This window comes from Micromonospora sp. NPDC002717 (assembly GCF_040295705.1).
Taxonomy (GTDB): Bacteria; Actinomycetota; Actinomycetes; order Mycobacteriales; family Micromonosporaceae; genus Micromonospora.
Window position 1 is genome coordinate 1 of record NZ_JBEOVW010000027.1, and the last position, 23125, is coordinate 23125.

A 23125-nucleotide genomic window follows, 5' to 3' on the forward strand; every position below is an offset into this window, starting at 1 on the left:
CACCCGCGCACACCCGAACGCCCGAGCCAGCTCAATCTGCTGGCCCGGCGTCGGATAGACGCGGAACTGGTAACGGAGCTGCACGAAAAGCACCGCACCATATTGGTTTATGGCAGAACCTGAAGGCATCCGCACTGGTAGACACTGTATTTTTGCGATGCATGTTCACTTGGTCTTCGTGACGAAGTTCCGGCACAAGGTGTTCGGCGACCGGCACCTGTCCCGGATGGAACAGATCATGCGAGACGTGTGCCGCGACTTCGAGGCCGAGCTGGTCGAGTTCAACGGCGAGAACAACCACGTGCATCTGCTGGTCAACTACCCGCCCAAAGTGGCCGTGGCCCGGCTGGTCAACAGCCTCAAAGGCGTGTCGTCGCGCCGCCTGCGGCAGGAGTTCCCCGACCTCGTACGCCACTACTACCGGGCCAACAAACTCTGGTCCGGCTCGTACTTCGCGGGCTCCGTCGCAGGGGCACCGCTGAGTGTCGTGAAGCAGTACATCGAGCAGCAGAACCATCCGGCCTAAGGCACTGCTCGGGCCTGACGGCCCTCCCAGCGCGGGCCTTCACCCCCGCCCTGAAGGGCGGAGCACTGGCCCGCATTCCGGTAGCGTGGGCGGGTGCCACCGCAGATCCCCCATCCCGACCCCGGGATTCCGGATACGAGGGGGCCGTTGCGGTACCTGTGGTGGCTGACCCGCTGCCAGCCGTGGCGGGTGCTGCGCGGCGCCCTGCTCGGCACGGCCTGGATGACCGGGCTGTCGGTCCGGCCCTACCTGATCTCCCGGGCCGTGGACGACGGGCTGCGTCCCGGCGACACCCGGGCCCTGGCCCTGTGGGTGGCGGCGATCGTCGTCGCCGGCGTGGCGCTGGCCTACCTGGGCATCATGCGGCACCGCACGATGACCTTCATCCGGGAGGACGCGAAAGCCAGGTCGGCCGCCGTGGTGCTGCGCCACCTGTCCCGGGTCGGCGCGGTGCTGCCCCGCCGCAGCGCGGCGGGCGAGGTGGCCACGGTCGGCGGCGCTGACGTCGACCGGGCGGCGCAGGTGCTGACGATCACGGGACCCGGCGTCGGTGCGGTGGTCGCGTACGCGGTCGTCGCCGTCGTGCTCTGGTCGATCTCACCCCTGCTCGCGCTTTGCGTGCTGGTGGGCGTGCCGGCGGTCGGCCTGGTCGTCGCGCCCCTGCTGCGCCGGCTGGACCGGGTGGAGTCGACCTACCGGCAGCAGCAGGGCGAGCTGACCGCCCGCTCCGGCGACATCGTGGCCGGGCTGCGGGTGCTCGCCGGGGTGGGCGGCCGGGGCCTGTTCGCCCGCCGGTACGCCGCCCGGTCCCGGGACCTGCTCGCCGAGGGCTACCGGGTGGGGGCGGTGAACAGCTGGATCGACGCGGCCACGGTCGCCGTCCCTGGGCTGTTCCTCGCCGCGGTGGTGTGGCTGGCGGCCCGGATGGCGGTGACCGGCGAGATCAGCGTCGGGGAGCTGGTCGCCGTCTACGGCTACGTCGCCACGCTCATCGTGCCGGTCTGGTTCCTGCTCGAGGGCAGCCACCTGCTGATCCGGGGCCGGGTCGCCGCCCGTCGGATCATCGCCCTGCTCGCCGTGACGCCGGACGGTGTCGGCGGCCCGCGCCCCCTGCCGTCCTCTCCGGGCGCGGCACCGGTTCCCGACGCCCGACGGCCGACGCGGGCCGCCGCCCCGGACGGCCCCGCCGACCTGCACGACCCGGCGAGCGGGTTGACCGTGCCCGCCGGCCGGTTCACCGCGGTCGCCGCCACCGACCCGGCCGACGCCGTCGCGCTGGCCGACCGGCTCGGCCGGTACGTCGTCGGCGACGTGACCTGGGGCGGGGCACCGCTGACCGGTGTCGGACTCGACGAGGTGCGGGCCCGTATCCTGCTCGCCGACCACGACGCGTACCTGTTCGCCGGGACGCTGCGGGAGACGCTGCGCGGGGCCCGCCCGCACGCCGACGACGAGCGGATCGGCGCCGCCCTGCACGCCGCGTCGGCCGAGGACGTGGTCGACGCGCTGCCGCGCGGGCTCGACACCCCGCTGGACACCCGGGCCCGTTCCCTCTCCGGCGGGCAGCGGCAACGGGTGCGGCTGGCCCGGGCCCTGCTCGCCGACCCGGAGGTGCTGATCCTCGTCGAGCCGACCTCGGCGGTGGACGCGCACACCGAGGCCCGCATCGCCGCGCGGCTGCGGGAGGCCCGGGCCGGCCGTACCACCGTCGTGTTCACCACCTCGCCGCTGCTGCTCGCGCGGGCCGACCGGGTCGCACACCTGGACGCGGGGCGGGTCGTCGGCGCCGGCGGACACGCCGACCTGCTGGAGGCGGACCCGGGCTACCGGCGGCTGGTGGCGCGCGACGACGCCGACGCCGAGCCGGTGCCGCGGTGAACGGGCTGCCGGTGGCCGACCGGGCCGCCGTACGCCGGGCGACGCGGGAGCTGATCAGCCGGGACCGGCGCGCCGTCGCAGCCGTGCTGGCGCTGCACGTCGCGGCCACGGTCGCGGGGCTCGCCCCGCCGTGGCTGCTCGGCGCCGTCGTCGACCGGGTCTCGGCCGGGACGGGCGTCGGCACCGTCGACCGGCTCGCCCTGGCGATCGTGGCCTGCGTGCTGGTGCAGACGCTGCTGTCGCGCTTCGCGCAGTACGCCGGTCACCGCTTCGGCGAGCGGGCCGTGGCCCGGCTGCGCGAGGAGTTCGTCGACCGGACGCTGAACCTCCCCGTCGCCGTCGTCGAACGGGCCGGGTCCGGGGAGCTGGCCACCCGCAGCTCCGTCGACGTGGCCACCGTCGGCATCACGGTCCGGGACGTGGTGCCCACCATCGTCATCGCCTCGGTGCAGCTGGCGCTGCTGTTCGGGGCGGTCTTCCTGCTGCACCCGGTGCTCGGGGTGGCCGCGCTGGCCGGGCTGCCGACGATCGTGGCGGTGACCCGCTGGTACCTGCGGCGGGCCAGCCCCGCCTACCTGGCCGAGGGGGCGGCCGCCGCCGAGCTGACCGAGACGCTGACCAGCACCGCCGAGGGCGCCCGTACGGTCGAGGCGTTCCGCCTCGCCGACGAGCGGGTCGGGCACGGCGACGCGCGCATCGCCCGGGTGTGGTCGGCGCGGCGGGCCACCCTCGCGCTGCGTTCCGTCTTCTTTCCCACGATCGAGGCCAGCTACCCGCTGCCCGTCGCGGCGGTGCTGCTGGCCGGTGGCGTCCTGCTCACCCGGGGCGAGGTGTCGCTCGGCGCGGTGGTCGCCGCGGCGCTCTACCTGCAACAGGCGATCGACCCGCTGGACCGGATCCTGCAGTGGACGGAGCAGGCGCAGCGCGGCTTCGCCTCGTTCGCCCGGGTGCTCGGCGTCGGCGAGGTGCCACCGGAGCCGCCCGGCCGGGCCGCCGCGCCGGCCGACGAACGGCTGGTCGTGCGCGGCGCCCGGTTCGGGTACGCGGAGGGGCCCGACGTGCTGCACGGCATCGACCTGGCGGTGCGCCCCGGCGAGCGGCTGGCGGTCGTGGGGCCGTCGGGGGCCGGAAAGTCCACCCTGGCCCGGCTGCTCGCCGGCATCGACCCGCCCCGGGAAGGGCAGGTCACCGTCGGCGGCTGCCCTGTCACCGACCTGGACCCGGCCGAGCGGCGGCGACGCGTCGCACTGGTCACCCAGGAGCACCACGTCTTCATCGGTACGCTGCGCGACAATCTCGCCTTCGCCGCCCCGGAGGCCACCGACGAGCGGATGCGCGCGGTGCTGGCCACCGTCGGCGCCGACTGGTGCACCCGGCTGCCCGACGGCCTCGACACCCGCCTCGGCGACGGCGCGTACCCGCTCGGCGCGGCCGAGGCCCAGCAGCTCGCGCTGGCCCGGCTGGTGCTCGCCGACCCGCACACGCTGATCCTCGACGAGGCCACCGCCGCCCTCGACCCGACCACGGCGCGGCGCACCGAGCAGGCCCTGGCCGCCCTGCTCACCGGGCGGACCGTGATCGCCATCGCGCACCGGCTCAACACCGCGCACGACGCCGACCGGGTGGCGGTGCTGGAGGGCGGCCGGATCACCGAGCTCGGCAGCCACGACGAGCTGATCCGCGCCGGCGGCCCGTACGCCGCTCTTTGGCGCTCCTGGCATCCCTGACGTCGGCCCCGTCGGGGCCGGGCGGTCGACGTCGGCGGGCGCCGCGTCGACCGCCCGGGTCAGGTCACTTCACGGCGCCGGAGGTGAGGCCGGACTGGATCTGCCGCTGGAAGATCGCGTAGACGACGATCATGGGGAGGATGGCGATGGTCAGGGCGGCGAAAAGGCCGGACCAGTCGGCCTCGTATCCGGCGTTGACCGAGATGTCCGCGATGCCCTGGGTGAGCACCCACTTGTCCTTGGCGTTGGAGAGCAGCACGAGCGGCAACTGGTACTGCGCCCACTGGCCGATGATGTTGAAGATCCCCACGCTGATCAGGCCCGGCTTGGCCATCGGCAGCATCACCTGGAAGAACAGCCGGGTGTGCGAGCAGCCGTCGATCATCCCCGCCTCGGCGACCGACGCCGGCAGCGTCTTGAAGAACGCGGCCAGGAAGAAGACCGTGAACGGCAGCGAGTAGGCGATGTAGACCAGCACCAGCCCGGTGTGGGTGTCCAGCAGCCCCAGGTTCTTCACCACGAAGAAGAGCGGCACCAGGGCCAGGAAGACCGGGAAGGCCAGCCCCGAGACGAACAGGTAGTAGATCGCCCGGTTGCCCCAGAACTTGTAGCGCGCCAGCACGTACGCGGCCATCGAGCCGAACAGCATGGTGCCGACGGTGCTGCACGTCACCACGATCACGCTGTTGAGGAAGTAGCGGCCGACGTTCGCCTTGTTCCACGCCCGGGCGTAGTTCTCGAACCGCAGCTCCGCCGGGAGCGTCCACGGGCTGCTGAAGATCTCCGTGGTGTTCTTGAACGAGGCGAGGAAGGTCCAGAGGATCGGCACGATCACGATCACCGCCCAGACCGCGAGCGCCACGTGCCCGAGGCCGGCGAACAGGCGGGCCTCCGAGCGTCGGCCCCCGCGCCCGCGCCCACCCGCGGCGCCCGGCTTGACGGTCTTCGGCGGTAGCGCCGCCGGTGTCGGCGGCAGCGTCGTCTGCGGGTTCATCAGTACTCCACGCTTTCCCGCTTGGTCAGCCGCAGCGTCAACGCCGCGAACGTGATGGTGAGGAAGAACAGCGCCACGCCCATGGCCGAGGCGTAGCCGTACTTCGAGTAGACGAAGGCGTTTCGGTAGATCTCCATGGCCAGCACGGTGGTCGCGCCGTCCGGGCCGCCGCCGTCCACCGAGAGCACGGAGACGATGGCGAACGCGTCGAACGCGGCGATGCCCAGGTAGACCCAGGCGACCTGGAGGGTGTCCCAGAGCAGCGGCAGGGTGACCCGGAAGAAGAGCGTCACCCGGCTCGCCCCGTCGATCTCGGCGGCCTCGTAGATCTCGCCGGGGATGGAGGCCATGCCCGCCGAGAAGAGCACCACGTAGAAGCCGACCGCCTGCCAGACCAGCACCGCGAGGATCGACCAGAGGGCCAGGTTCGGCCGGACCAGGAAGAGCACCGGGTCGAAGCCGAGCTTCATCAGCACGCCGTTGATCAGGCCGGACTCGTTGGGCCGGTAGACCGTCTGGAACAGCACCGCGATGATGGCCACCGCCAGGACCTGGGGGAAGAAGAACACCACCCGGTAGAACTTCGACCCCCAGACCCCCTGGCGCTGCCCGCCGCTGCTCTTGCCGCCCACGTTGAGCAGGAACGAGAAGAACAGCGCGATGGCGATGGTGATCAGCGGCAGGGCAAGCAGCAGTACGCCGTGGTGCTGGACCGCCTTCCAGAAGTTGTCGTCGTCGAACAACCTCCGGAAGTTGTCGAAGCCCACCCACTGCGGGGCGGAGAGGCCCCGCCAGTTGGTCATCGAGATCTGGAACGCCTGCGCGTACGGCGCGATGACGAAGACCACGTACAGCGTGACCGGGATGAAAAGGAACCCGATCACGAACGGATACTTGCCGTGCCGCATGACCCCTACGCTCCGTTCGATCAGCGCTTGAACTTGGTGACGGAGCTGTCCTTCTTGATCGCGTCGGCGCGCTTCTGGATCCGCTCCACGAAGGCGTCGGCCTTGATCCGGCCGAACATCAGCTCGTTGGTGGCCGTGCGCGCCTCCGTGTCGAGCTCCTTGTACCAGCCGTCGAAGTACAGGTTGAACACGTCCTGGCCGGCGGCCTTGAGCGCGGCCTGCGAGCTGGCCACACCCGGCGGGAAGGCGTAGCCCTCCGAGCCGGCGGTCACCACCGTCGGGGCCTTGACCACCTCGGTGAAGCCCTTCGCGCCGGCCACCGAGAGCATCTGGCGCATGTACTCCAGGCCGCCCTTGGGGTTCTTGCTCCTGGCCGAGACGAAGTAGCCCTCACCTGCGGTCGCCCGCAGCGCCGTCGCCGGCAGCTTGTCGGAGGCGGACAGGCTCGGCACCGGCATCAGCTGGTACTCGAAGCCGTTCGGGGTGTCCTTCTTCTGCTCGCCCTCCAGCCAGTCGCCGCTGGGGTAGAGCGCCAGCTTGTACTGGTTCTGCCGCAGCTGCACGTCGGTGTGCTTGAGCCCCTCGAAGCTCTTGTCGACGTACTTGGCGCCGATCTCGGCCCACGCCTCGGCGGCCTGCTTGACCGCGTCCTGCTGCCAGGCGCCGTCCTCCAGGTTGTCGATGTTCTTCAGCACGTCCGTGCCGCCGATCTTCGCCGCGTGGGTGAGGATCACGTTCCACTGGTAGTAGGCCGCGTTCGCGCCGGCGTAGCCGTACGGCGTGATGCCCTTGGCCTTGATCTGGTCGAGCAGCGCGGTGAACTCGCCCCAGTTCTTCGCCGGGGCCCAGCCGTTGTCCTTGAACAGCTTGCCGGAGTACCAGATGCCGAAGACGGTGGAGACGTAGTACAGGACGTACGGCTTGCCGTTGAACGACCCGGCCTCGACGGTGCCCGGCACCACCGTGTCGCGGACCTTCTTGCTGGGGTCGTCGACCGACGGGGCGTCCCACAGCTCGGTGAGGTCCTGGAGCTGGCCGTCGGCGACCAGGGCGCCGAAGTCCATCAGCTTCTCGCCGGAGTTGTTCACGAACTCCGGCGGGTTGCCCGAGGCGAACCTCGGCTGGAGCACCGTGGACACGGCCTGGGTCGACTGGTGCTTGACCTCGGCCTTCGGGAACGCCTTCTTGTAGAGCGGCTGGTGCACGTCGGTGGCGTACTTCTCGCCGTAGCCGCCGTTGAAGATGACCACCTCGATCGGGGCGTCCTCGGGGACGCCGAGCGGGTTGGTGGCGCTCTTGGTGCCGCCGGCGACCGGCTCGTTCTTCTCGTCGCCACCGCTGGTCGCGCAGGCGCTCAGCAGGCCGGCCGCCGGGGTGGCAAGCAGGCCGACCGCGGCGGCCCGGCGCAGCACGGTCCGGCGGCTCAGGTCGGCCGGGTTGTCGGGGGTAATCGACATCGTCGTCTCTCCTTGGTGGTGTTCGGGTCAGGCGGTCCGCCGGAGACGTCCGGCGTACCGCGACTCGAGGGCGTGGTTGTGCTCGTCCCCACCGGGGACGTTGGCGGAGAGGTAGATAGGGGGTACCTCACCGGCCTGGTGGAACCGTCGTACGACCTCGGCGGTCAGCAGCTGCGCCAGCAGCGCCGCGGTGACCGAGGAGACCGCACAGACCGCGCCGCCGCCCTCGAGCGGCAGCAGTGCGTCGCCGTACGGCGCGCCGTTGTCCAGCACGACGTCGGCGAGATCGGCGAGCCGCCGGCCTGACGGGTGCCGTGGGGCGACCCGGGCGGTGTGCTCGACCGAGGTGACCGCGATCAGCGGGTGGCCGCGGTCGGTGACCAGCGCCGCCAGCTCGACCACCGAGCCGTTGATGCCGGACTGGGACGCCACCACGAACACGTCCTGCGGCTGCGGGGCCGCCAGCGCGTAGAGCTGGTGGGCGATGGCGGGGTCACGCTCCAGCTTCGGATCGGCGAGCACGTCGCGCGGGGCGTCGCCGTGGAGCACGAGGTCGTGGATGGCGAGCCGGTTGGTGGGCACGAGTCCACCCGCCCGGGCGACCAGTTCCCCGGCGAACGCCTCGGAGTGGCCGGCGCCGAACGCCTGGAGCACCCCGCCGGCGCGCAGGCTGGTGGTGATCAGGTCGGCGGCGGCGCCGATCCCGGCTGCGCTGGTGTCGACCAGCCGGTCGAGCACCGGACGGACCGCCTCGGCGTACCCCTGGGCGCTGATCATGCGGTGGCCCCCTTGGCGGCCTTGTGCCCGTCGACGGCCTGGGCGGTGCGCCGGAAGGCCGCGTGGGCGCGGTCGTGGGTGCGCTGGGCGACGGCGATGTAGAGCAGGTCGAGCACGACCAGCTGCGGGTGCCGGGCCGAGAGCGCGTCGGGGCGGAAGGTGGTGGCCTGGCTGGCGGTGAGCAGCACGATGTCGGCCAGCTCGGCCAGTGGCGAGCGCGGGAAGCCGGTCAGCGCCACGGTGGTCGCGCCCCGGCTGCCGGCCTCGGCGAGCATCTCGATGGTCTCCCGGGTCTGGCCGGTGTGCGAGATGCCGAGTGCCACGTCGCCCTGGCGCAGCAGGGCTGCGCTGGCGAGGCCCTCGTGCACGTCGTTCCAGGCCCAGGCCGCCACGCCGATGCGGTGCAGGCTGAACTGCATCTCCTCGCCGACGAGGGCGCTTCCGCTGGCGCCGAAGATGTTCACCCGGGACGCCCCGGCGATGGCGACGGCGGCGCGTTCGACCTCGGCGAGGTCGAGCAGCGCGGCGGTGTCGTGCATGGCGCGGGTGTCGGCGGCCATGATCTGGTCGAGCACCCGGGAGAGCGGGTCACTCGGCTGGATCTCGCGTCCGATGTCGACGGTCCAGCCCGCCGAGCGGGCCCGCCCGGTCTCGGCGGCGATGCCCAGCCGCAGGTCGGCGTAGCCGTCGAAGCCCATCGCCCGGCAGAACCGGGTGATCGTGGCCGGGGAGGTGCCGCTGCGCTCGGCCAGCTCGACGATGGTCGCCCGGGCGGCCGCCTCCGGGTCGCTGAGCACGTGCTCGGCGACCCGGCGCAGCGCCCCGGTCAGCTCGCCCGCGCCGGCCCGGACCCGCGCCAGCACACCGTCGGAGGGGACCCCGAGCGCGGCCCGCCGGTCGACCGCGTCGGCGTCGACCACCGCGGTCCCCGCGGAGATGTCCACCTCGTGATCAACCATGGGACGCCTTTCCGAAAAGATTGTTTACCGTTAGTGGTAAAAGTTCTTACTGAAGGCCCCTCTATGTCAAGGCCGTGGGCGAAGTTTTCAAACTGTTACCTGGCGCACAGCCCGCCACAGGCCCCGGCTCTTGCCCTCCGCCGCCAGGCCGACCAGCATGAACGCGGCGTTGATCAAGGAGGTGGGTGCCGATGTCCGACACCGTCGTGGTCGGTCTCGACGTCGGAGGTACGTCCACCCGGGCGGCCGCCCTGAGCCTGGACGGGCGCCGGCTCGGCACCGGCCGGGCCGGCGGTGGCAACCCCACCAGCCACGGCGCCGAGCGGGCCGCCGGCGAACTCCTGGCCGCCCTACGGGAGGCGCTCGCCGACGTCGACCCCACCCGGGTCCGGGCCGGCACCATCGGCCTGGCCGGGGCCGGCCGGCTGCTCGCCGACCCCACCGGCCGGGACGCCTTCGACCGGGCCTGGCGCGACGCCGGCCTGCGCTGCCCGTACGACGTGCACGGCGACGCCCTGGTCGCGTACGCCTCGGGCACCGCGAGCCCCGAGGGCACCGTGGTCATCGCCGGCACCGGCGCGATCGCCGCACAGGTCCACGAACTGCGGCTGGACCGGGTCGCCGACGGTCACGGCTGGCTGCTCGGCGACGCCGGTTCCGGCTTCTGGCTGGGCCGGGAGGCGGTCCGCCGGCTGCTGTCCGACCTGGACCGGGGCCAGGCCCCGGGGCGGCTGGCGACGGCGGTGCTCACCGAACTGCTCGGCTCCGCCGAGGTGGCGCCCCGACCCCGGGACACCGGCGACGCGCTGGTCCAGGCGGTGACCCGACGGCCCCCGGTGGAGCTGGCCCGGCTCGCGCCCCTGGTGGTCGCCGCCGCCGTCGACGGCGAGCCGGTCGCCCGCGGGCTGATCGACGAGGCCGCCGCCCACCTGGCGGAGAGCACCGCCCGGATCCGCCCGGCCGGCGACGCCTCGCCGATCGTGCTCGGCGGCGGGCTGCTGACCGGCGACACCCCGCTGGCCGCCGCGGTCCGGGCCGAGGTCGCCCGGCGGTGGCCGGACGCGGTGCTGTGCTCGGCCGGCGACGGCGCGGCCGCGGCGGCATGGCTCGCCGCCCGCGACCTGCCCGAGGTGACGGACCCGCAGGCCCTGCACGCCCTGCTCGTCCCGACGCGCTGAGCCCAGCGGTCGAACCCACTCCCCCGACCGGTCGACTACATCAGGTGAGACGTACGGGCCCTTGGTGGCCATGGCACGGATGCCCGACCCACGTGGTGTCCGGTATCCCTTCACGAGTGTGCTCGCGATCGCGGTGTGCGCGGTGATGACCACGGCGGCCACGTTCGCCGCGATCGCCGACTGGATCGATGATCTCGATGCGCAACGGCGAGACATCGCCGAAAGCCACCCGACATGCCAACCGCCGCCCACGCCCTCATAACCACCGTGACCAGCAGCTACGTAACCATGCAACGACCCTGCGCCTACACCCAATTGCGAGGCGTCCGTTAGCCGACCACCCGATCTGTGGAACCTGGGCCGGAATTGTTCGGCACTACCCATCGACCTTGCCCGGGACGCTGGCCTCGGCGCCCCAGGCGACAACGCGATGGTGCTAACCTGGCCGCCGTGAAGCCCGATTCAGGCTGGCATCGCCTGCTCTCGCGCCTTGAAGCCGGTCAACTCGTCGTCGACGACCACTACAAGGTGATGGAGCGGTGGGAGACCCCGCCCATGGCACGGATGGCAGAGCTGCTGCACGCGAGCCTCCAGCGAACCCGCATCGTCGAGGTCGGCTTCGGCATGGGGATCTCCGCGAGCATCATCGCGATCAAGTAGGGCGCCCGTGTCGCTGACCTACGTTGTCTGCGCTACTCCGCGCGTCGGCAGCACCTACCTCTGCGAGGCCTTGGGGCGTGTTCCGGGCGCCGGTTCGCCGCGGGAGTGGTTTGGTCGCGCACGTATCCACCACCTGGCCGGCGCCTGGAATCTGCGAGCACCGCAGTCCACGATGAACGAGCCGCGGCTGACCAACCCGTCAGCGTATCTACGCAGAGTACACGCCGAGGCGAACAGCGACGGGGTGCTCGCCCTCAAGCTGCACTGGAATCAGGTCGAGTGGTCGCGTGACAATCTCGGCATCGATCCACTCGCCGTCCTCGAAGGCCGACAGGATGTTCGGTTCATTCGCCTCTACCGGGACGACCTTGTCCTCCAGACGGTGTCCAGCTATCTCGCCTCGGTGACCAAGGTGTTCGTGCGCTGGGCCGAGGCAAGCGACCCCGACGACGACGAATATCGCGACGCCGTGGCAGGGACCCCAGCTTACGACTTTGCCGTTCTCCTGGACATCCTGCAGGCGTTGGCGGCCATCGAGCACGGGTGGAGTCCGTTCTTCGCCGAGCGCGACACGGCACCCTACACCCTCAGTTATGAGGAGTTGGATGACGATCTGGCTGGCTCGGTCAACGGTGTCCTTCAGTACCTCGGCCTTCCCCGACAGTCCGTGGTGACATCTCCACTGGTGCGGCAACGGACGGCCGTCAATGACGACCTCGCACAGCGGTTTCGGTCCGATCTGCTGAGCAGCGGGGTAATCGATGCGCTCCCCGCTGACCTGCGCCGCCGCTGCGGTGTGTCGGGTTGAGTGGCAGAGGATGCAACTGAGGCCCCTTGGCGAATTGGCCGTTTCCGGCTACGGACTGGGCACCTGGACGTGGGGCCACGAGACCAACGAGGACGCCGCACGGGAGCAGTTGTGGTGCTTCCTCGACGCGGGGGGCACGCTCGTGGATACCGCAGCGGTCTATGCGGACGGTAACGCCGAGCGCATCCTCGGCCGGTTGCTCACGTTGGTGCCACGTGACGCCGTCGTCGTCAGCACCAAGGCTGGCGTGACCGCGAACGGCGTGGACACCACTCCCGAGGCCCTGCTGGCCCAACTCGACGCGTCGCTGCGGCGTCTCGGTACGGACTACGTCGACCTGTGGCAGCTGCACGCCTGGAGCGACGCCACACCGCTGCTGGCAAGCGTCGAGGCGCTACGTGTCGCACGTGATTCGGGTCGCGCCAGGGCGGTGGGAGTGTGTAACTACACGCCCAGCCAGGTCGACGAGGCATTCGCGGTCGCGGAGCGGATCGGCACGCCGATCAGCGGGGTGCAGCTTCAGTACTCGCTGCTGGTTCGGGCGGCCGAAGCCGTCATGGACCGTGCCCGTGAGTACGGTGCGGGGGTGCTGGCGTGGTCGCCACTGGCAAGCGGGGTTCTGACGGGGAAGTATCAGCGGGGTGTGCCGCCCGGTACCAGAGGCACCGATCCCAGATACTTCCCGTTCATTGCGCCCTTTCTGTCTGCTCCCGAGGTGCCGGCGGCGATCGAGATACTCGACCTCGTCGCGGGGGCACTGGGCCGCAGCTGCGCCGAGGTGGCGCTGGCCTGGGCTCGTGACCGCCCGGGGGTGGCCGGTGTGCTTCTCGGCGCGCGTGACGCCAGCCAGATGCGGGCCCAGCTCGACAGCGTCGACTTGGAGCTGCCGGCGGAGGTGGCCGACCTGCTCACCAGCTCGGTGATGCCGATCGGATGATCACTCGTGCCGGCCCGACGCTCGTTCGGTGAGCATCCGGTGAAGTTCCTCGACGGTGTACTCGACGGGGGGCACCTCGCGGCCGTGTTCGTCGGTCGCGGGCAGCGGCTGGCATCGGGGCGGTTTGCCTTCGCTCCTCGGTAGGAACTCGTAGTCCCGGCACACCACGACGAGCAGCTGATCGCGGCGATGACGGGTGATGAGGGCCGGGCACATGCCGAGCGAGTAGACACCGCAGTCGAGGTGCAGGGGCGGTTCCTTGAAGGTCGCATCCGCGCTGTATCCAACGAAGACGATCAGGTCGTCACGGGCGATGTCGAGCCCACATGACTGACACCGCCGCTCCAGCATGCAGCGCACGGCCTTCTCGGTGTCCACGAGTTTGAGTACGGGCGCTCCGGCCTCGTCCCGGAAGACCACATGTGTGACGAGGAACCCTCGGTGGTCCATCTCGCCGTGCATGCCCGCGAGCAGGCGATCGGGAGGTGGAAGAGGTTGTCTCGGCATGGGCAGGTCCTTTCAGGATGGGACGTCACGGCACCGGGCGAGTGCCTTCAGTACCCAGGCGCAGATGAGTGCGGCCTTTCGCTTACGTGCGTCGCGGTCGGTGCTGCCGCAGTGGCCGGCTGACAGGTCTGTCGACAGCAGGAACGGCCCACCGTAGGCCTGATCGCGCAGGCGGGACACGTACTTGAGCGCTTCGTGCGCCCCGACCCTGCTGTCGTTCAGCGCGGCAAACACCAGCACCGGCGGGTACGTGCGGGTAGAGATGTTGTCGTACGGCGCGTAGGCGCTGACGGCGGCGTAGGCGTGCGCGTCGGCCAGTGGATTACCCCACTCCGCCCAGTCGACAGTGGTGAGAGCCGCCTCGGGATCGAGCAGGGTGCCGAGTGGGTCGAGGAACGGAACGTCGAGCACCAGCCCGGCAAAGGATTCCGGCGAGGTGTTGAGAGCAGCAGCCGCGACGAGAGCACCGGCGGACGCGGCGCTGGCGACGACGCGCCCCGCGGGTAGGTCACAGGTTCGGACGAGTGCCTCGGCGCAGGCCAAATAGTCGTTCACGCTCATCGCCTTGTGCTCGCCACGACCAGCCTCGTGCCAACCAGGTGGCCCCTCTCCGCCACCGCGAACGTGAGCGAACGCATAGATCCCGCCGCTGGCGAGGAACGGCAGACGTGCGGGATCGAAGTCCAGTGGTAAGACGGCCCCGTAGGCACCGTAAACCTCAAGCACCGCCCCCGGTGGCGGTGGTGCACCAGTGCTGCGGCGTTGCCGCAGCACGGTCAACGGAACCGCTGTCCCGTCACGACTGCGGGCCACCAGATCGAGTTGTTCATACCTGACCGGATCCCAACCGGGAAGTACCACCCTGTCCAAGATGTCGGTGCTGCGGCTGTGCAGGTCGTACGCCGCTGTGATCGGCGGGCAGACGACCGAGGAGGCGGTGAATCTCACTCGCCGCGAGTGGTGGTCCGGATTGCCGTTAAGGCTCACCCACGTTGTTCCGTCGGGTAGCGCCAGATCGGTCACGACGTTCTCGGCGCCGATGACCCGTAACCCCCGGTGGCCCGGCGAGTACGTCTGCAGGACCACGTGCCCCGCAAACGCGTCGACGGTCAGCAGCTTCGTCTCCCGCGCGTCGCCGAACACCACCTCGGTCAGCTCTGCCGTGGCCGTGGCCGGGCAGTGCCACAGCCGGGAGGTCTCGTCACCGGAGTTGGCCAGGATCCAAAACTGTCCCTCTCGGTGGTCGGCCTGAAGGTGCACACCGGCACGCCGTGCTGGCCCCAGGAGGAACGGTTCGGACTCTGGTGCCAGCGCGTCGATCGCGAAGATCTGGTTGCCGGCGTGGCTGTCCGACTCGATGAAGACGTACCGTTCACTACGTGTCAGGTCGACGGTCAGCCACGACGACTCGTCCGCCTCCTCGTACACCAGGGTCCGTTCGCCCGTCGCCAGCGTGAGGCGCCATACCTGAAACGCCCGGCCGGTAGCGTCTGTGACGAGGTGGAAGTAGTGCTCACCGGCGGCATCCCAGGCGCCGCCGTACGTGACCCCGTCGACCTGGACGGGCAGCTCGGAGCCGGCGGCGACATCTCGGAAACGCAGGCAGAACCGTTCGTCGCCGACAAGGTCGACGGCGTACGCGAGGAACCGGTCGTCCGGCGAGACATCGTAGACACCGAGCGCGAAATGCGACTGCCCGGCTGACAGCGCGGCCTCGTCGAGCACGATCTGTTCGGTCTGTGGCACGGCCTCACCGGAGTCGAGGTCGATCAGGCAGCGGCAGCGGAGCACCGCTGCGGATCCTTCGACCGCACGGCTGTAGTAGGACCAACGCCCTTTCATGACGGACACCGAGCGTGTGCCCTGCGGTGTCCAGGACCTGATCTGCGTCTCAGCGTCCGCGGCGGCGCTTCCCAGCGGCTCCAGAACCGCTGCCGTGTAGGCGTTGTTGGCCTGGACGACAGCGAAGACCTCGGGGGTGAACAGGTCTTCCATCCACTGCCACGGGTCGCTGCGGGTTTGCCCGTGATGTCGCGCGAGGTGCTCCCTGGGTGGCGCCGCGGGTGGGTCGACGTCGACCGCCCTCCATGTCGCCGCGACGTGAGCGCGTTCACTCATGGAGTTCCCTCAGCTCCCGCATCTCCTGCACCTCCGGCCACAGCTCGTCCGGCCCGGACAGGGCGCCGTCGATACCGAAGATGTTGTCAGGACGCGGTGAGCGGGGGCATCTGGGTGGGCTGGGGCCACCCAGGCCGAAGAGAGAACGGCTTCCGGGCACCGCTCAACTTTCACTCAACGCCCCACACTCTCGACCGCCAGGTCGGGCACCCGTTCCTCCAGACCCAGCCGGCGAAGCCCTGGCAGCGGGAGCACCATCACGGTCGAGACCACCAGGACGACCGTCGTCACCCACCCAAGGGTGGCGGGACCCAGCCCCTTCAGAAGCCAGCCGGCAAGGAGGTATCCCACGGGCATCAGACCCAAGACGGTCAGCTGATCGATGGAGAACACCCGCCCGAGCCGCCCACGCGGGACAGTCCGCTGCAGAGCGGTGGTCCACAGCACCGCGAACGTGGACAGTCCGAGACCGGTCAACGCGGAGGCGACGAGGATCATCGCCGGATGCCCGTCCACCGCCAGCAGAACGGTCTGCGGAAGCTGAAGCAGCAGAAAGAAGATTGCCACCCAGCCCGGCGAACGCGTACGGATCGACGATGCCAGCATCGCGCCCAGGAAAGCCCCGGCGCCCTGCGCCGCCGTGATGTAGCCGAACCAACCCTCGGGCCCGGTCAGAATGGGCAGCATCACCGCGACGGGTGCCGCCACGAACGCCATATGCACCATGCCCTGCAGCATCACACCGGCCATCCACGGTAGTCGGATGACGTAGGCGAAACCGTCCTTGATATCGACAGCGAGCGATGATCCTTTGCTTTCCGGACTGGGAGCTTGCTCATCCAGACGGAGCAGTGTGACGATACTGACAAGAAAGGTGACGACGTTGATACCGAGCGCCCAAGTCGGGCTGAACGCCGCCGCCACAGCCCCGCCGAGCGCGGCGCCGACGACGGCACCCAAGCGGTTCACCAGGGACCGCAGGCCGTTGGCGCTCGCCAACATCTCCCCTGGTACCAGCGATGGCAGGATCGCCCCGTACGCGGGACGGTAGAAACCGCTGCCGATACCGAGCACTGCGGCCAGTACGCCAAGCACCACCAGCGGCGCGTCATTGCCGACGAGGATGATGCCCAGAACGGCGCCGGCCCGAATCAGGTCGGAAACAATGATCATTCGCGAGCGGCGGTGACGGTCCGCCAAGGCACCGCCGATCAACAGCGAGACGACGCCCCCCAGGGCCGTCATCCCGAGTACCAGACCCACCGCGCGCGCGGCATCCTCGCGCGGCAGCAGGAACAGCGCGACCGCCACGGTGTACAGGGCATCGCCCACCACGTTGGTGAGCTGACCGATCCAGACCCGCCGAAACTTCGGCACCCGCAGCGGCGTAAGAAGAGACGCGTTGAACATCAAGTTACCTCGACAGTCTCGAGCCGTAGCCGACGCCGCTCATGAATTTCGCCGTTGGCCGTGTCAATCAGCAGGTCCACGCTCTCCTCCAGCGCCAGCGAAGCCCGGATCAGACCTTGGAGCAGCGCGACACCGTCTGGCTGGTGCCAGTCACCCGGCATGCCGCCCGGTTCGCGGGACAGAAGACGTTGCGCCAGAACGTCTGCCGCCTGTTCCGGATCCCTGAAATGAGGACAGACCAGGATGGCGAGGTCCGCCTGGTCGAGGGCGCTACGCAGCATACGTTCCTCGGTCGACCCACCGCGCTGGAGGGCGACGCCCCCGCCCGTATCGACGACCCCGTCAGTGGCCGTGACCGCGTCAGCTAGCGCGCGCACCTCGAAGCAGGCGGTATAGGCATGCCAAGCGGAAAGCCCACCGGTGACATACGCGTCATCGGCGGCCTGCTCGGTGTATCCGAACTTTCCGTACCAGTGCAACGGGTCCTCGTCGAAGCAGGCGACTTCCAGGCCCCGGCGGGCGGCCAGGACGCCAGCGACCGTCGACTTGCCTGCGGCAGGTGGACCGACTACGACTATCGCCACGCAAGGGCCCGCACATTGCGGTAGAGCTCGGCGGCCAGTTCCGGCTGCACCTGCTCGCTGTAATAGCCGTACAGGAAGCCCACGGGGCTGTCCATCTTCTCGCACAGGTACCACTGGCGCATGCGACTGACCGCAAGTTCCCATATGTGGATCCTGCCCCGGAGTACAGCGACGAAGTCCACAGCGTTTACGTCGATGCCGGACGGCACAGAGAACAGGCAGTCACGGAAGCTCAACGGCTGTTCCTCGAAGCGGCCGTTGTTGAAGTTCAACACGAAAACTCGTGAGCCGTCGTCCTCCTCACCGGCGGCATCGAAGCCGCGCAGGTGAACAGCGAACCTGTGCGGGCCGACCGGATTGTCGAGGTAGGTGTTCTGGGTGATCAGATGCCGCCCCAGTTTCGCCTGCATCAGCAGCGGAGCCATGAGCTGAAGTTCCGACTCGACGAGGGCCCAGTCCTCATCCGTAAGCTGTTCGTCGAACAGGGGCAGCAGCGGCTCGGACAGGTCCGGCTCGGCAACAGCCTCCTTGTCGCTGGGGGCAACGGGACGCGACGGCTCGGCCGGATTGATCCATTCCGCCTGGCAGTAGCGCACATCCGTCCCGTCACCGACCACCACCGTCTGGCCAGGACTCATTCCCAGCACCCGGGTAGTCAGCGAGAGCCGGCTGGCGATATCGGCCAACTGCTCGAAGTTCCCCCACAAAAACTCGCCGTGCTTGGCGGGAACCTGCACATAACCGCCACCGCTGAAGGTGACGTAACGCACCGAGGGAAAGTTCGCCACGACGTCGGACAGCACCCCGTGCAGCAGGCGAAGGCCGGTAACCTCAGCGAACTCGGCACTGCCGACCGGCAGCATGTTGTCGAACGCGCCGAGATGACCCGCCGGCGGTACCTGCCCGTTGTGGGTGGCCACGACGATATCCGGATCGCACCCGCCGTCCAGCGAGGGAGCCGCGATCGACGTGTCGGACTGGATGAAGACTCCGCCGACCTTCTCCTCCGCATGCCGCACGAAGACGCTGGCGACACGGTTTTCCCACATCGGCGCGTCCGGGCCGCCTGGAACGAATACCACGTCGACCGCGCCGATCCTCTGTACCGCACCGAGCTCGACCAACTCGACCTGGCGGCCCGTCTCCTCCAAGACGCGAACGCACACCTTCGGCATCATCCGCGGCATCAGAATGCGGGTAGCCGGCGGCAGCAGGTCCAGCGAGTTGAGGTGGAAGTGGTCCAGATGCTCGTTGGTGACCAGCACGGCGTCCAGCGACGGCATCTTCTCCACCGCCACCTGGCGTGCAGGATGGATCTCGAAACGCAGCCTGTCTGAGTGGCCGAACGAGTCCGTCAGCACCGGATCGACGAGGACACGGGTATCCCCGATCTCCACCAGCCACGACTGGTGGCCCAGAAACGTCAGGGATGCGGGGGGCATCAGGCGTTCTCCTTCTCAAGGTACTCAAGCTGCTGCTGGTAGACCCGGCACGACAGGTCCGGGCGTACCTGCTCGCCGAGAGCGTCGTAGAACAGCGCCACCGGCGAAGACAGCGCGTCTCCGTCGAACCACGTACGCATCGCGATGCCGACGACATCCCAGTACTGCAGGTCGCCACGGAGCACTGCGGCGAAGTCAACAGCGTGGATGAAAATCCCATTGGGGTACGCGGCGACAGAATCGTCGAGCGGCAGATCTGCTGCCTCCTCGAACGCCCCGGCGGCCAGATCGAAGCGGAAACTACGGTCCGGACGGGTCAGATACTTGAGCTTGAGGACGAACGGGCATGCCGACGGCGAAACGGCCATCCGCCGGCCGAAGTCGCTGAGCAGCAGGACGCGACTCAGATACGTCAGCTCGCGGCCGATGCAAGCCAACGCCGCGTTCTCGGATTCTTCATCAGCGTTCTCGATGCAGCGCATGGCGATGCTGTCCCGCCTGGCCAGGAAGCTCTCCCGCCGATGGATCAGCTGGGTGAAGCGTTCATGGTCGACGCCGAGCCACGACAGCTCCCCGACCTTGTCGATGCCGTGCTCACGCACTTCGACGACGTCGCCCGGAACGGGGCCCATCACGTCCATGTGCCGCACCAACTGCTTGGCCAGACGCGCCATCTCCTGCTGCTCCGAGAATGGGAACGGGCCCATCTGCTCGTAGTCCTTCAGGAACCCGCCACCGCACAGCAGGATGTGTGCCCCGCGGAAGATCTCCGACTGCTCGACCGCGGACACGACGATTTCCCCGAGGATGTCCAGACCGGGGAAGCCCTGACCACGGTAGCGGACGGCGGTCTGCCCAGCGGGCCGGTAGCAGTCCAGTGACCCGAACACGCCGGGCGGGGTCACTTGCGCATTGTTACTCATGGCCACCACGCGGGGGGCTGGCAGCCTTCCAGAGGAAACGGCGTCGATGAATTCGGTGGAGGTGCTGGCGTCGATTCCCAGGAAGACGCCACCCCGGTCCGGCTCGGACGCATCGAGCACGTAAACCTGCGATACGCGGCTCTCCCAGAGCACCGTATCCGGGCCCGGCGGGAAAAGGGTGACAATGACCGATCCGAACCTGGTCGGCTCGCCGAACGGTAACCGGGTGACAGTCAGGCCGAGCGACTCGGTGCATTCGACGACGGTGTCGATCATGGTGGGCCCGACGATGATGGGCGTGGACTTGTCGAGCTTGTTCAGGGAGGGCAGGTGGAAGTGGTCGGAGTGCTCGTGACTGAGGATCACGGCAGCAGGCTGTGGCATCCGGTCGATGTCTATCAGTCTTGGCGGATAGATCTCGACAGGGCTCGAGGTATACTCCTCGCCATAACGGCGGTACAAGATCGGATCCACGAGGACCGGTGAATCCTCGGCCCCGAGAGCGAAGCCGTTGTGTCCAAGGAAACCGATCTTCATGTCGCCTCCTTCAATGGGTGCGGTGGGGGCACGTGACCAACGGCGGTGGGCGACGTCGGACGCCGCCCACCGCCCTGGCACTAGCGGGTGTAAGTGAACGCCCAATTCCGCGCCTTGGCGGTCGCGGCCTTCGGCGCGACCTTGCCGACAGCCTGCTTCAGGGCGTCGAGGTCAGCCTTGGTGATGGGCTGCGCTTCCTTCTTCATGTTCACCTCCCGTGCGTGGATCGGCAGCGCTCTGCCGTGCGACCTGAAGGTCTTCAGCAAGCCACTGCACCTGCCTGTTCTCATCGGAGCAGCCGGAGGCGACCGTGAAGTCTCGTGACAATCGCCGGCCGACCCGTGACTGCCCTTCGCGAGAGTGTGTCATCGAACGAAGGATGCAGATCCCCCTATAGGGGCCCCAGAAAGTCGTGACGGTATCTGACTTGTGGCACTTGGATGCGCCGCTGCTCGACCAGATCAGCGACCCGCGCGACACGGTGATCACCGCCGACGCCTCGCACTGCCAGCGTGAGCACGTCACCCACCTCGCGCAACGCCGCCGCGAAATCCGCAGCCTGAAGATCCCGACGATCTCCACCGGCATCGACTTCCGAACGCCGCCCAAGCCATCCAGATCCGCCGCCGCAGATGGCACCGTTCCCGGCAGCCCACGTCGGCGCCACCCCCGCGCCCGTCATCGCCGACTACAAGAAGAGACTCACCGCGGTGCAGTCCGACTACGTCGACACCGCCGTCAGGCTTCTGGCCATCCGGCAACGTCCGGGTGGTGGTAGCCGGGTCGGACGGCGATTGAGCGATCAGTCGAAAACGTACGACCGCGGCACACTCTCGGCGCCGAGACCGCCCCTCGCCCTGCGGCAGGCGATATGACGCTGGAGCGAGCCACGGCGCCGGTGCCCTCCGGCCGGTTCGGGCGGGTGAGGTTGTCTGCGCGATCGACCGGGCCGCGAAAAGTAACGGACGCGGCTACTTGAGCTGGCCGGCGGTCAGGCCCGACTGGATCTGCCGCTGGAAGAGGATGTAGACGACCAGCACCGGCAGCGTGGCGATGGTCAGGCCCGCGAAGAGACCGCTGTAGTCACCCTGGTAGCCCTGGCTGACCGCCAGTGCGGCGAGCCCCTGGGCAAGCACCCACTTGGAGTCGTCGCCCTGCATCAGCACCTGGGGCAGGATGAACTGGTTCCAGTGGCTGAGGAAGTTGAAGATCGCGATGCTGATCAGACCCGGTCGCGCCATTGGCAGCATCACCCGGAAGAAGAGCCGGAAGTGGCCGCACCCGTCGATGAGCGCCGCTTCCGCGACCGCCGTCGGCAGGGTCCGGAAGAAGGCGGTGAGGAAGAAGACGGTGAACGGCAACGAGTAGGCGGCGTACACCAGCATCAGCCCGGTCCAGGTGCCGAAGAGACCGGCGTTGCGCACCACGAAGAACAGCGGCACGAGAGCCAGGAAGACGGGGAACATCATCCCGCCGACGAACAGGTAGTAGAGGAACTGCCGGCCCCAGAACTCGTAACGGGCGAAGACGTATGCCGCGGTGGCGCCCATCAGCATGGTCAGGGTGAGCGATCCGGTCACCACGATCGCGCTGTTCAGGAAGTACTGGCCGATGTGCGCCTCGGTCCAGGCCCGCGCCCAGTTCTCGAACCGCAGCGCGCCGGGCAGCCCCCACGGGTCGGAGAGGATCTCCCCGTCGCTCTTGAACGAGCTGAGGAACATCCAGAGCAGCGGCAGCGCGGTCACCGCGCCCCAGAGCAGCAGGAACCAGTGCGAGAAGATGTTGGCGACGCCGAGATCGCGGCGAAGCTTGCGGTCCTGCGGCGCCGGCCGGTCCGCCACGGCCGTGCCGTCGGAGGCGGTCCTGTCGAGGGTTGTCACGAGTACTCGATCCGATCACGCCGGGCGGCCCGCAGCGCCAGCACCGCCACCGAGAGGGTCAGGAACAACAGCACCACGCCGATCGCCGAGGCATAACCGAATTTGCTCTCGCTACCGAACGCGGTTTCGTACATCCGCAGGCCGATGACGTCGGAGGAGAAGTTGGGGCCGCCGTTGGTCATCTGCTGGATCAGGATGAACCCGTCCAGGGCCGCGATCGCGAGGTAGATCCAGGCGACCTGCACGGTGTCCCAGAGCAGCGGAATGGTGATCTTGCGCAGGGTGGTCCACCGCGACGCCCCGTCGAGCATCACCGCCTCGTAGATGTCGCGCGGAATCGCCGACATCGCCGCGCCGAAGAGCACCACGTAGAAGCCGACGTTGCTCCAGATCATCACCGCCATCGCGCACCAGAAGGCGAACCGGGGATCACCCAGCCAGGCCGGCGTGGGTAGGCCGACGGCACCGAGGGCACCGTTGAGCAGGCCGCTGTTGGGGTGGTAGACCTCTTTCCACAGCAGGGCGATGATGACCACGGAGAGCACCTGCGGAAAGAAGTAGACCATCCGGTACACGGACGTGCCGCGTACGCCGGTCACCCCCGCCCGGCCCTTGCGACCGCCCATGCTGAGCATCGTGGCGAAGAAGAGGCCGAGCACGATGGTCACCACCGGCACCACCAAGAGCAGCCACGCGTTGTTCTTGAGGGCACTCCACACCCGATCGTCGTCCAGCAGCCTCTCGAAGTTGGCCAGGCCGACGGAGTTGGCCTCGGGCGAGTAGCCGAGCCAGTCGGTGGTCGAGATCTGGAAGGCCTGCAGGTACGGCGAGAGCACGAAGATGCCATAGAGCAGCAGCGGCGGCACCAGGAACGTGACGATCAGCGGGTACTTGCCATGTTTCACGAGAAAGGAC

The 23125-nt window shown here is 69.1% G+C and carries 23 protein-coding genes; 8 read left to right on the forward strand and 15 right to left on the reverse strand.

Going from position 1 to position 23125, the window contains the following annotated elements:
* A partial coding sequence (locus ABT006_RS28365; protein WP_350711443.1) for a helix-turn-helix domain-containing protein occupies positions 1-129 on the reverse strand: 129 nt, incomplete at its 3' end.
* On the opposite strand from ABT006_RS28365, the gene tnpA reads away from it, so the two are divergent.
* The 3 genes from tnpA to ABT006_RS28380 all read left to right on the forward strand — a co-directional run bounded on the left by tnpA (position 110) and on the right by ABT006_RS28380 (position 4131).
* The gene (gene tnpA, locus ABT006_RS28370; protein ID WP_350711324.1) at positions 110-526 is read left to right on the forward strand and encodes an IS200/IS605 family transposase; all 417 of its coding nucleotides are present in this window, start codon (positions 110-112) and stop codon (positions 524-526) included. The genes ABT006_RS28365 and tnpA overlap by 20 nt on opposite strands.
* A 189-nt stretch (positions 527-715) precedes the next feature.
* Positions 716-2404 (forward strand): ABC transporter ATP-binding protein, encoded by a 1689-nt coding sequence (locus tag ABT006_RS28375; protein WP_350711444.1) that lies wholly within the window; start codon positions 716-718, stop codon positions 2402-2404.
* Positions 2401-4131, forward strand: a complete 1731-nt coding sequence (locus tag ABT006_RS28380; RefSeq protein WP_350711326.1) for an ABC transporter ATP-binding protein — start codon at positions 2401-2403, stop codon at positions 4129-4131. Before ABT006_RS28375 ends, ABT006_RS28380 begins: the two co-directional genes overlap by 4 nt.
* Positions 4132-4195: 64 nt before the next feature.
* Here the strand turns inward: ABT006_RS28380 and ABT006_RS28385 are convergent, their stop codons facing one another.
* Genes ABT006_RS28385 through ABT006_RS28405 form a run of 5 tightly spaced genes read right to left on the reverse strand, consistent with a single transcriptional unit; the run spans position 4196 to position 9226 of the window.
* A complete protein-coding gene (locus tag ABT006_RS28385; RefSeq protein WP_350711328.1) occupies positions 4196-5125 on the reverse strand; it encodes a carbohydrate ABC transporter permease in 930 nt (309 codons plus the stop codon).
* Positions 5125-6033: a carbohydrate ABC transporter permease gene (locus ABT006_RS28390; protein WP_350711330.1), complete on the reverse strand. Its 909-nt coding sequence runs from the start codon at positions 6031-6033 to the stop codon at positions 5125-5127. Before ABT006_RS28390 ends, ABT006_RS28385 begins: the two co-directional genes overlap by 1 nt.
* 20 nt (positions 6034-6053) lie before the next feature.
* A complete protein-coding gene (ngcE, locus tag ABT006_RS28395) occupies positions 6054-7490 on the reverse strand; it encodes an N-acetylglucosamine/diacetylchitobiose ABC transporter substrate-binding protein (RefSeq protein WP_350711332.1) in 1437 nt (478 codons plus the stop codon).
* Between the two features lie 27 nt (positions 7491-7517).
* Complete coding sequence (locus ABT006_RS28400) at positions 7518-8267, reverse strand: sugar isomerase domain-containing protein (RefSeq protein ID WP_350711334.1); 750 nt, start codon at positions 8265-8267, stop codon at positions 7518-7520.
* Positions 8264-9226 carry a MurR/RpiR family transcriptional regulator gene (locus tag ABT006_RS28405; RefSeq protein WP_350711336.1) on the reverse strand — a complete coding sequence of 321 codons (963 nt, stop codon included), beginning with the start codon at positions 9224-9226 and terminating at the stop codon, positions 8264-8266. Before ABT006_RS28405 ends, ABT006_RS28400 begins: the two co-directional genes overlap by 4 nt.
* Before the next feature lie 191 nt (positions 9227-9417).
* Here ABT006_RS28405 and ABT006_RS28410 point away from each other — a divergent pair, with 191 nt between their 5' ends.
* The 5 genes from ABT006_RS28410 to ABT006_RS28430 all read left to right on the forward strand — a co-directional run bounded on the left by ABT006_RS28410 (position 9418) and on the right by ABT006_RS28430 (position 12809).
* Positions 9418-10404, forward strand: coding sequence for an N-acetylglucosamine kinase (locus ABT006_RS28410; RefSeq protein ID WP_350711338.1), 987 nt, complete (start codon positions 9418-9420; stop codon positions 10402-10404).
* 79 nt (positions 10405-10483) lie between these two features.
* Positions 10484-10666, forward strand: coding sequence for a transposase family protein (locus ABT006_RS28415; RefSeq protein ID WP_350711446.1), 183 nt, complete (start codon positions 10484-10486; stop codon positions 10664-10666).
* A 188-nt stretch (positions 10667-10854) separates the two neighbouring features.
* Entirely contained in the window at positions 10855-11064 is a 210-nt protein-coding gene (locus ABT006_RS28420) for a hypothetical protein (RefSeq protein ID WP_350711339.1), read from the forward strand.
* 7 nt (positions 11065-11071) lie between these two features.
* A complete protein-coding gene (locus ABT006_RS28425; RefSeq protein WP_350711341.1) occupies positions 11072-11872 on the forward strand; it encodes a Stf0 family sulfotransferase in 801 nt (266 codons plus the stop codon).
* Positions 11873-11882: 10 nt separating this feature from the next.
* Positions 11883-12809: an aldo/keto reductase gene (locus ABT006_RS28430; protein ID WP_350711343.1), complete on the forward strand. Its 927-nt coding sequence runs from the start codon at positions 11883-11885 to the stop codon at positions 12807-12809.
* On the opposite strand, the gene ABT006_RS28435 is transcribed toward ABT006_RS28430, so the two are convergent.
* From ABT006_RS28435 to ABT006_RS28475, 9 genes are all read right to left on the reverse strand, one after another.
* Entirely contained in the window at positions 12810-13187 is a 378-nt protein-coding gene (locus ABT006_RS28435; protein ID WP_350711345.1) for a hypothetical protein, read from the reverse strand. It lies immediately after the preceding gene.
* Positions 13188-13328: 141 nt separating this feature from the next.
* On the reverse strand, positions 13329-15434 hold the full coding sequence (locus ABT006_RS28440; protein ID WP_350711347.1) for a prolyl oligopeptidase family serine peptidase: 2106 nt from the start codon (positions 15432-15434) through the stop codon (positions 13329-13331).
* Positions 15435-15608: 174 nt separating this feature from the next.
* Entirely contained in the window at positions 15609-16844 is a 1236-nt protein-coding gene (locus ABT006_RS28445; RefSeq protein WP_350711349.1) for an MFS transporter, read from the reverse strand.
* Positions 16844-17428 carry a hypothetical protein gene (locus ABT006_RS28450; RefSeq protein WP_350711351.1) on the reverse strand — a complete coding sequence of 195 codons (585 nt, stop codon included), beginning with the start codon at positions 17426-17428 and terminating at the stop codon, positions 16844-16846. The genes ABT006_RS28445 and ABT006_RS28450 overlap by 1 nt, the downstream gene beginning before the upstream one ends.
* A complete protein-coding gene (locus ABT006_RS28455) occupies positions 17419-18870 on the reverse strand; it encodes an MBL fold metallo-hydrolase (RefSeq protein ID WP_350711353.1) in 1452 nt (483 codons plus the stop codon). The genes ABT006_RS28450 and ABT006_RS28455 overlap by 10 nt, the downstream gene beginning before the upstream one ends.
* On the reverse strand, positions 18870-20330 hold the full coding sequence (locus tag ABT006_RS28460) for an MBL fold metallo-hydrolase (protein ID WP_350711355.1): 1461 nt from the start codon (positions 20328-20330) through the stop codon (positions 18870-18872). Before ABT006_RS28460 ends, ABT006_RS28455 begins: the two co-directional genes overlap by 1 nt.
* A gap of 80 nt (positions 20331-20410) precedes the next feature.
* The gene (locus ABT006_RS28465) at positions 20411-20596 is read right to left on the reverse strand and encodes a hypothetical protein (protein ID WP_350711359.1); all 186 of its coding nucleotides are present in this window, start codon (positions 20594-20596) and stop codon (positions 20411-20413) included.
* 705 nt (positions 20597-21301) lie between these two features.
* Positions 21302-22210, reverse strand: coding sequence for a carbohydrate ABC transporter permease (locus tag ABT006_RS28470; protein ID WP_350711360.1), 909 nt, complete (start codon positions 22208-22210; stop codon positions 21302-21304).
* Positions 22207-23115, reverse strand: coding sequence for a carbohydrate ABC transporter permease (locus ABT006_RS28475; RefSeq protein WP_350711362.1), 909 nt, complete (start codon positions 23113-23115; stop codon positions 22207-22209). Before ABT006_RS28475 ends, ABT006_RS28470 begins: the two co-directional genes overlap by 4 nt.
* Between the last annotated feature and the right edge of the window lie 10 nt (positions 23116-23125).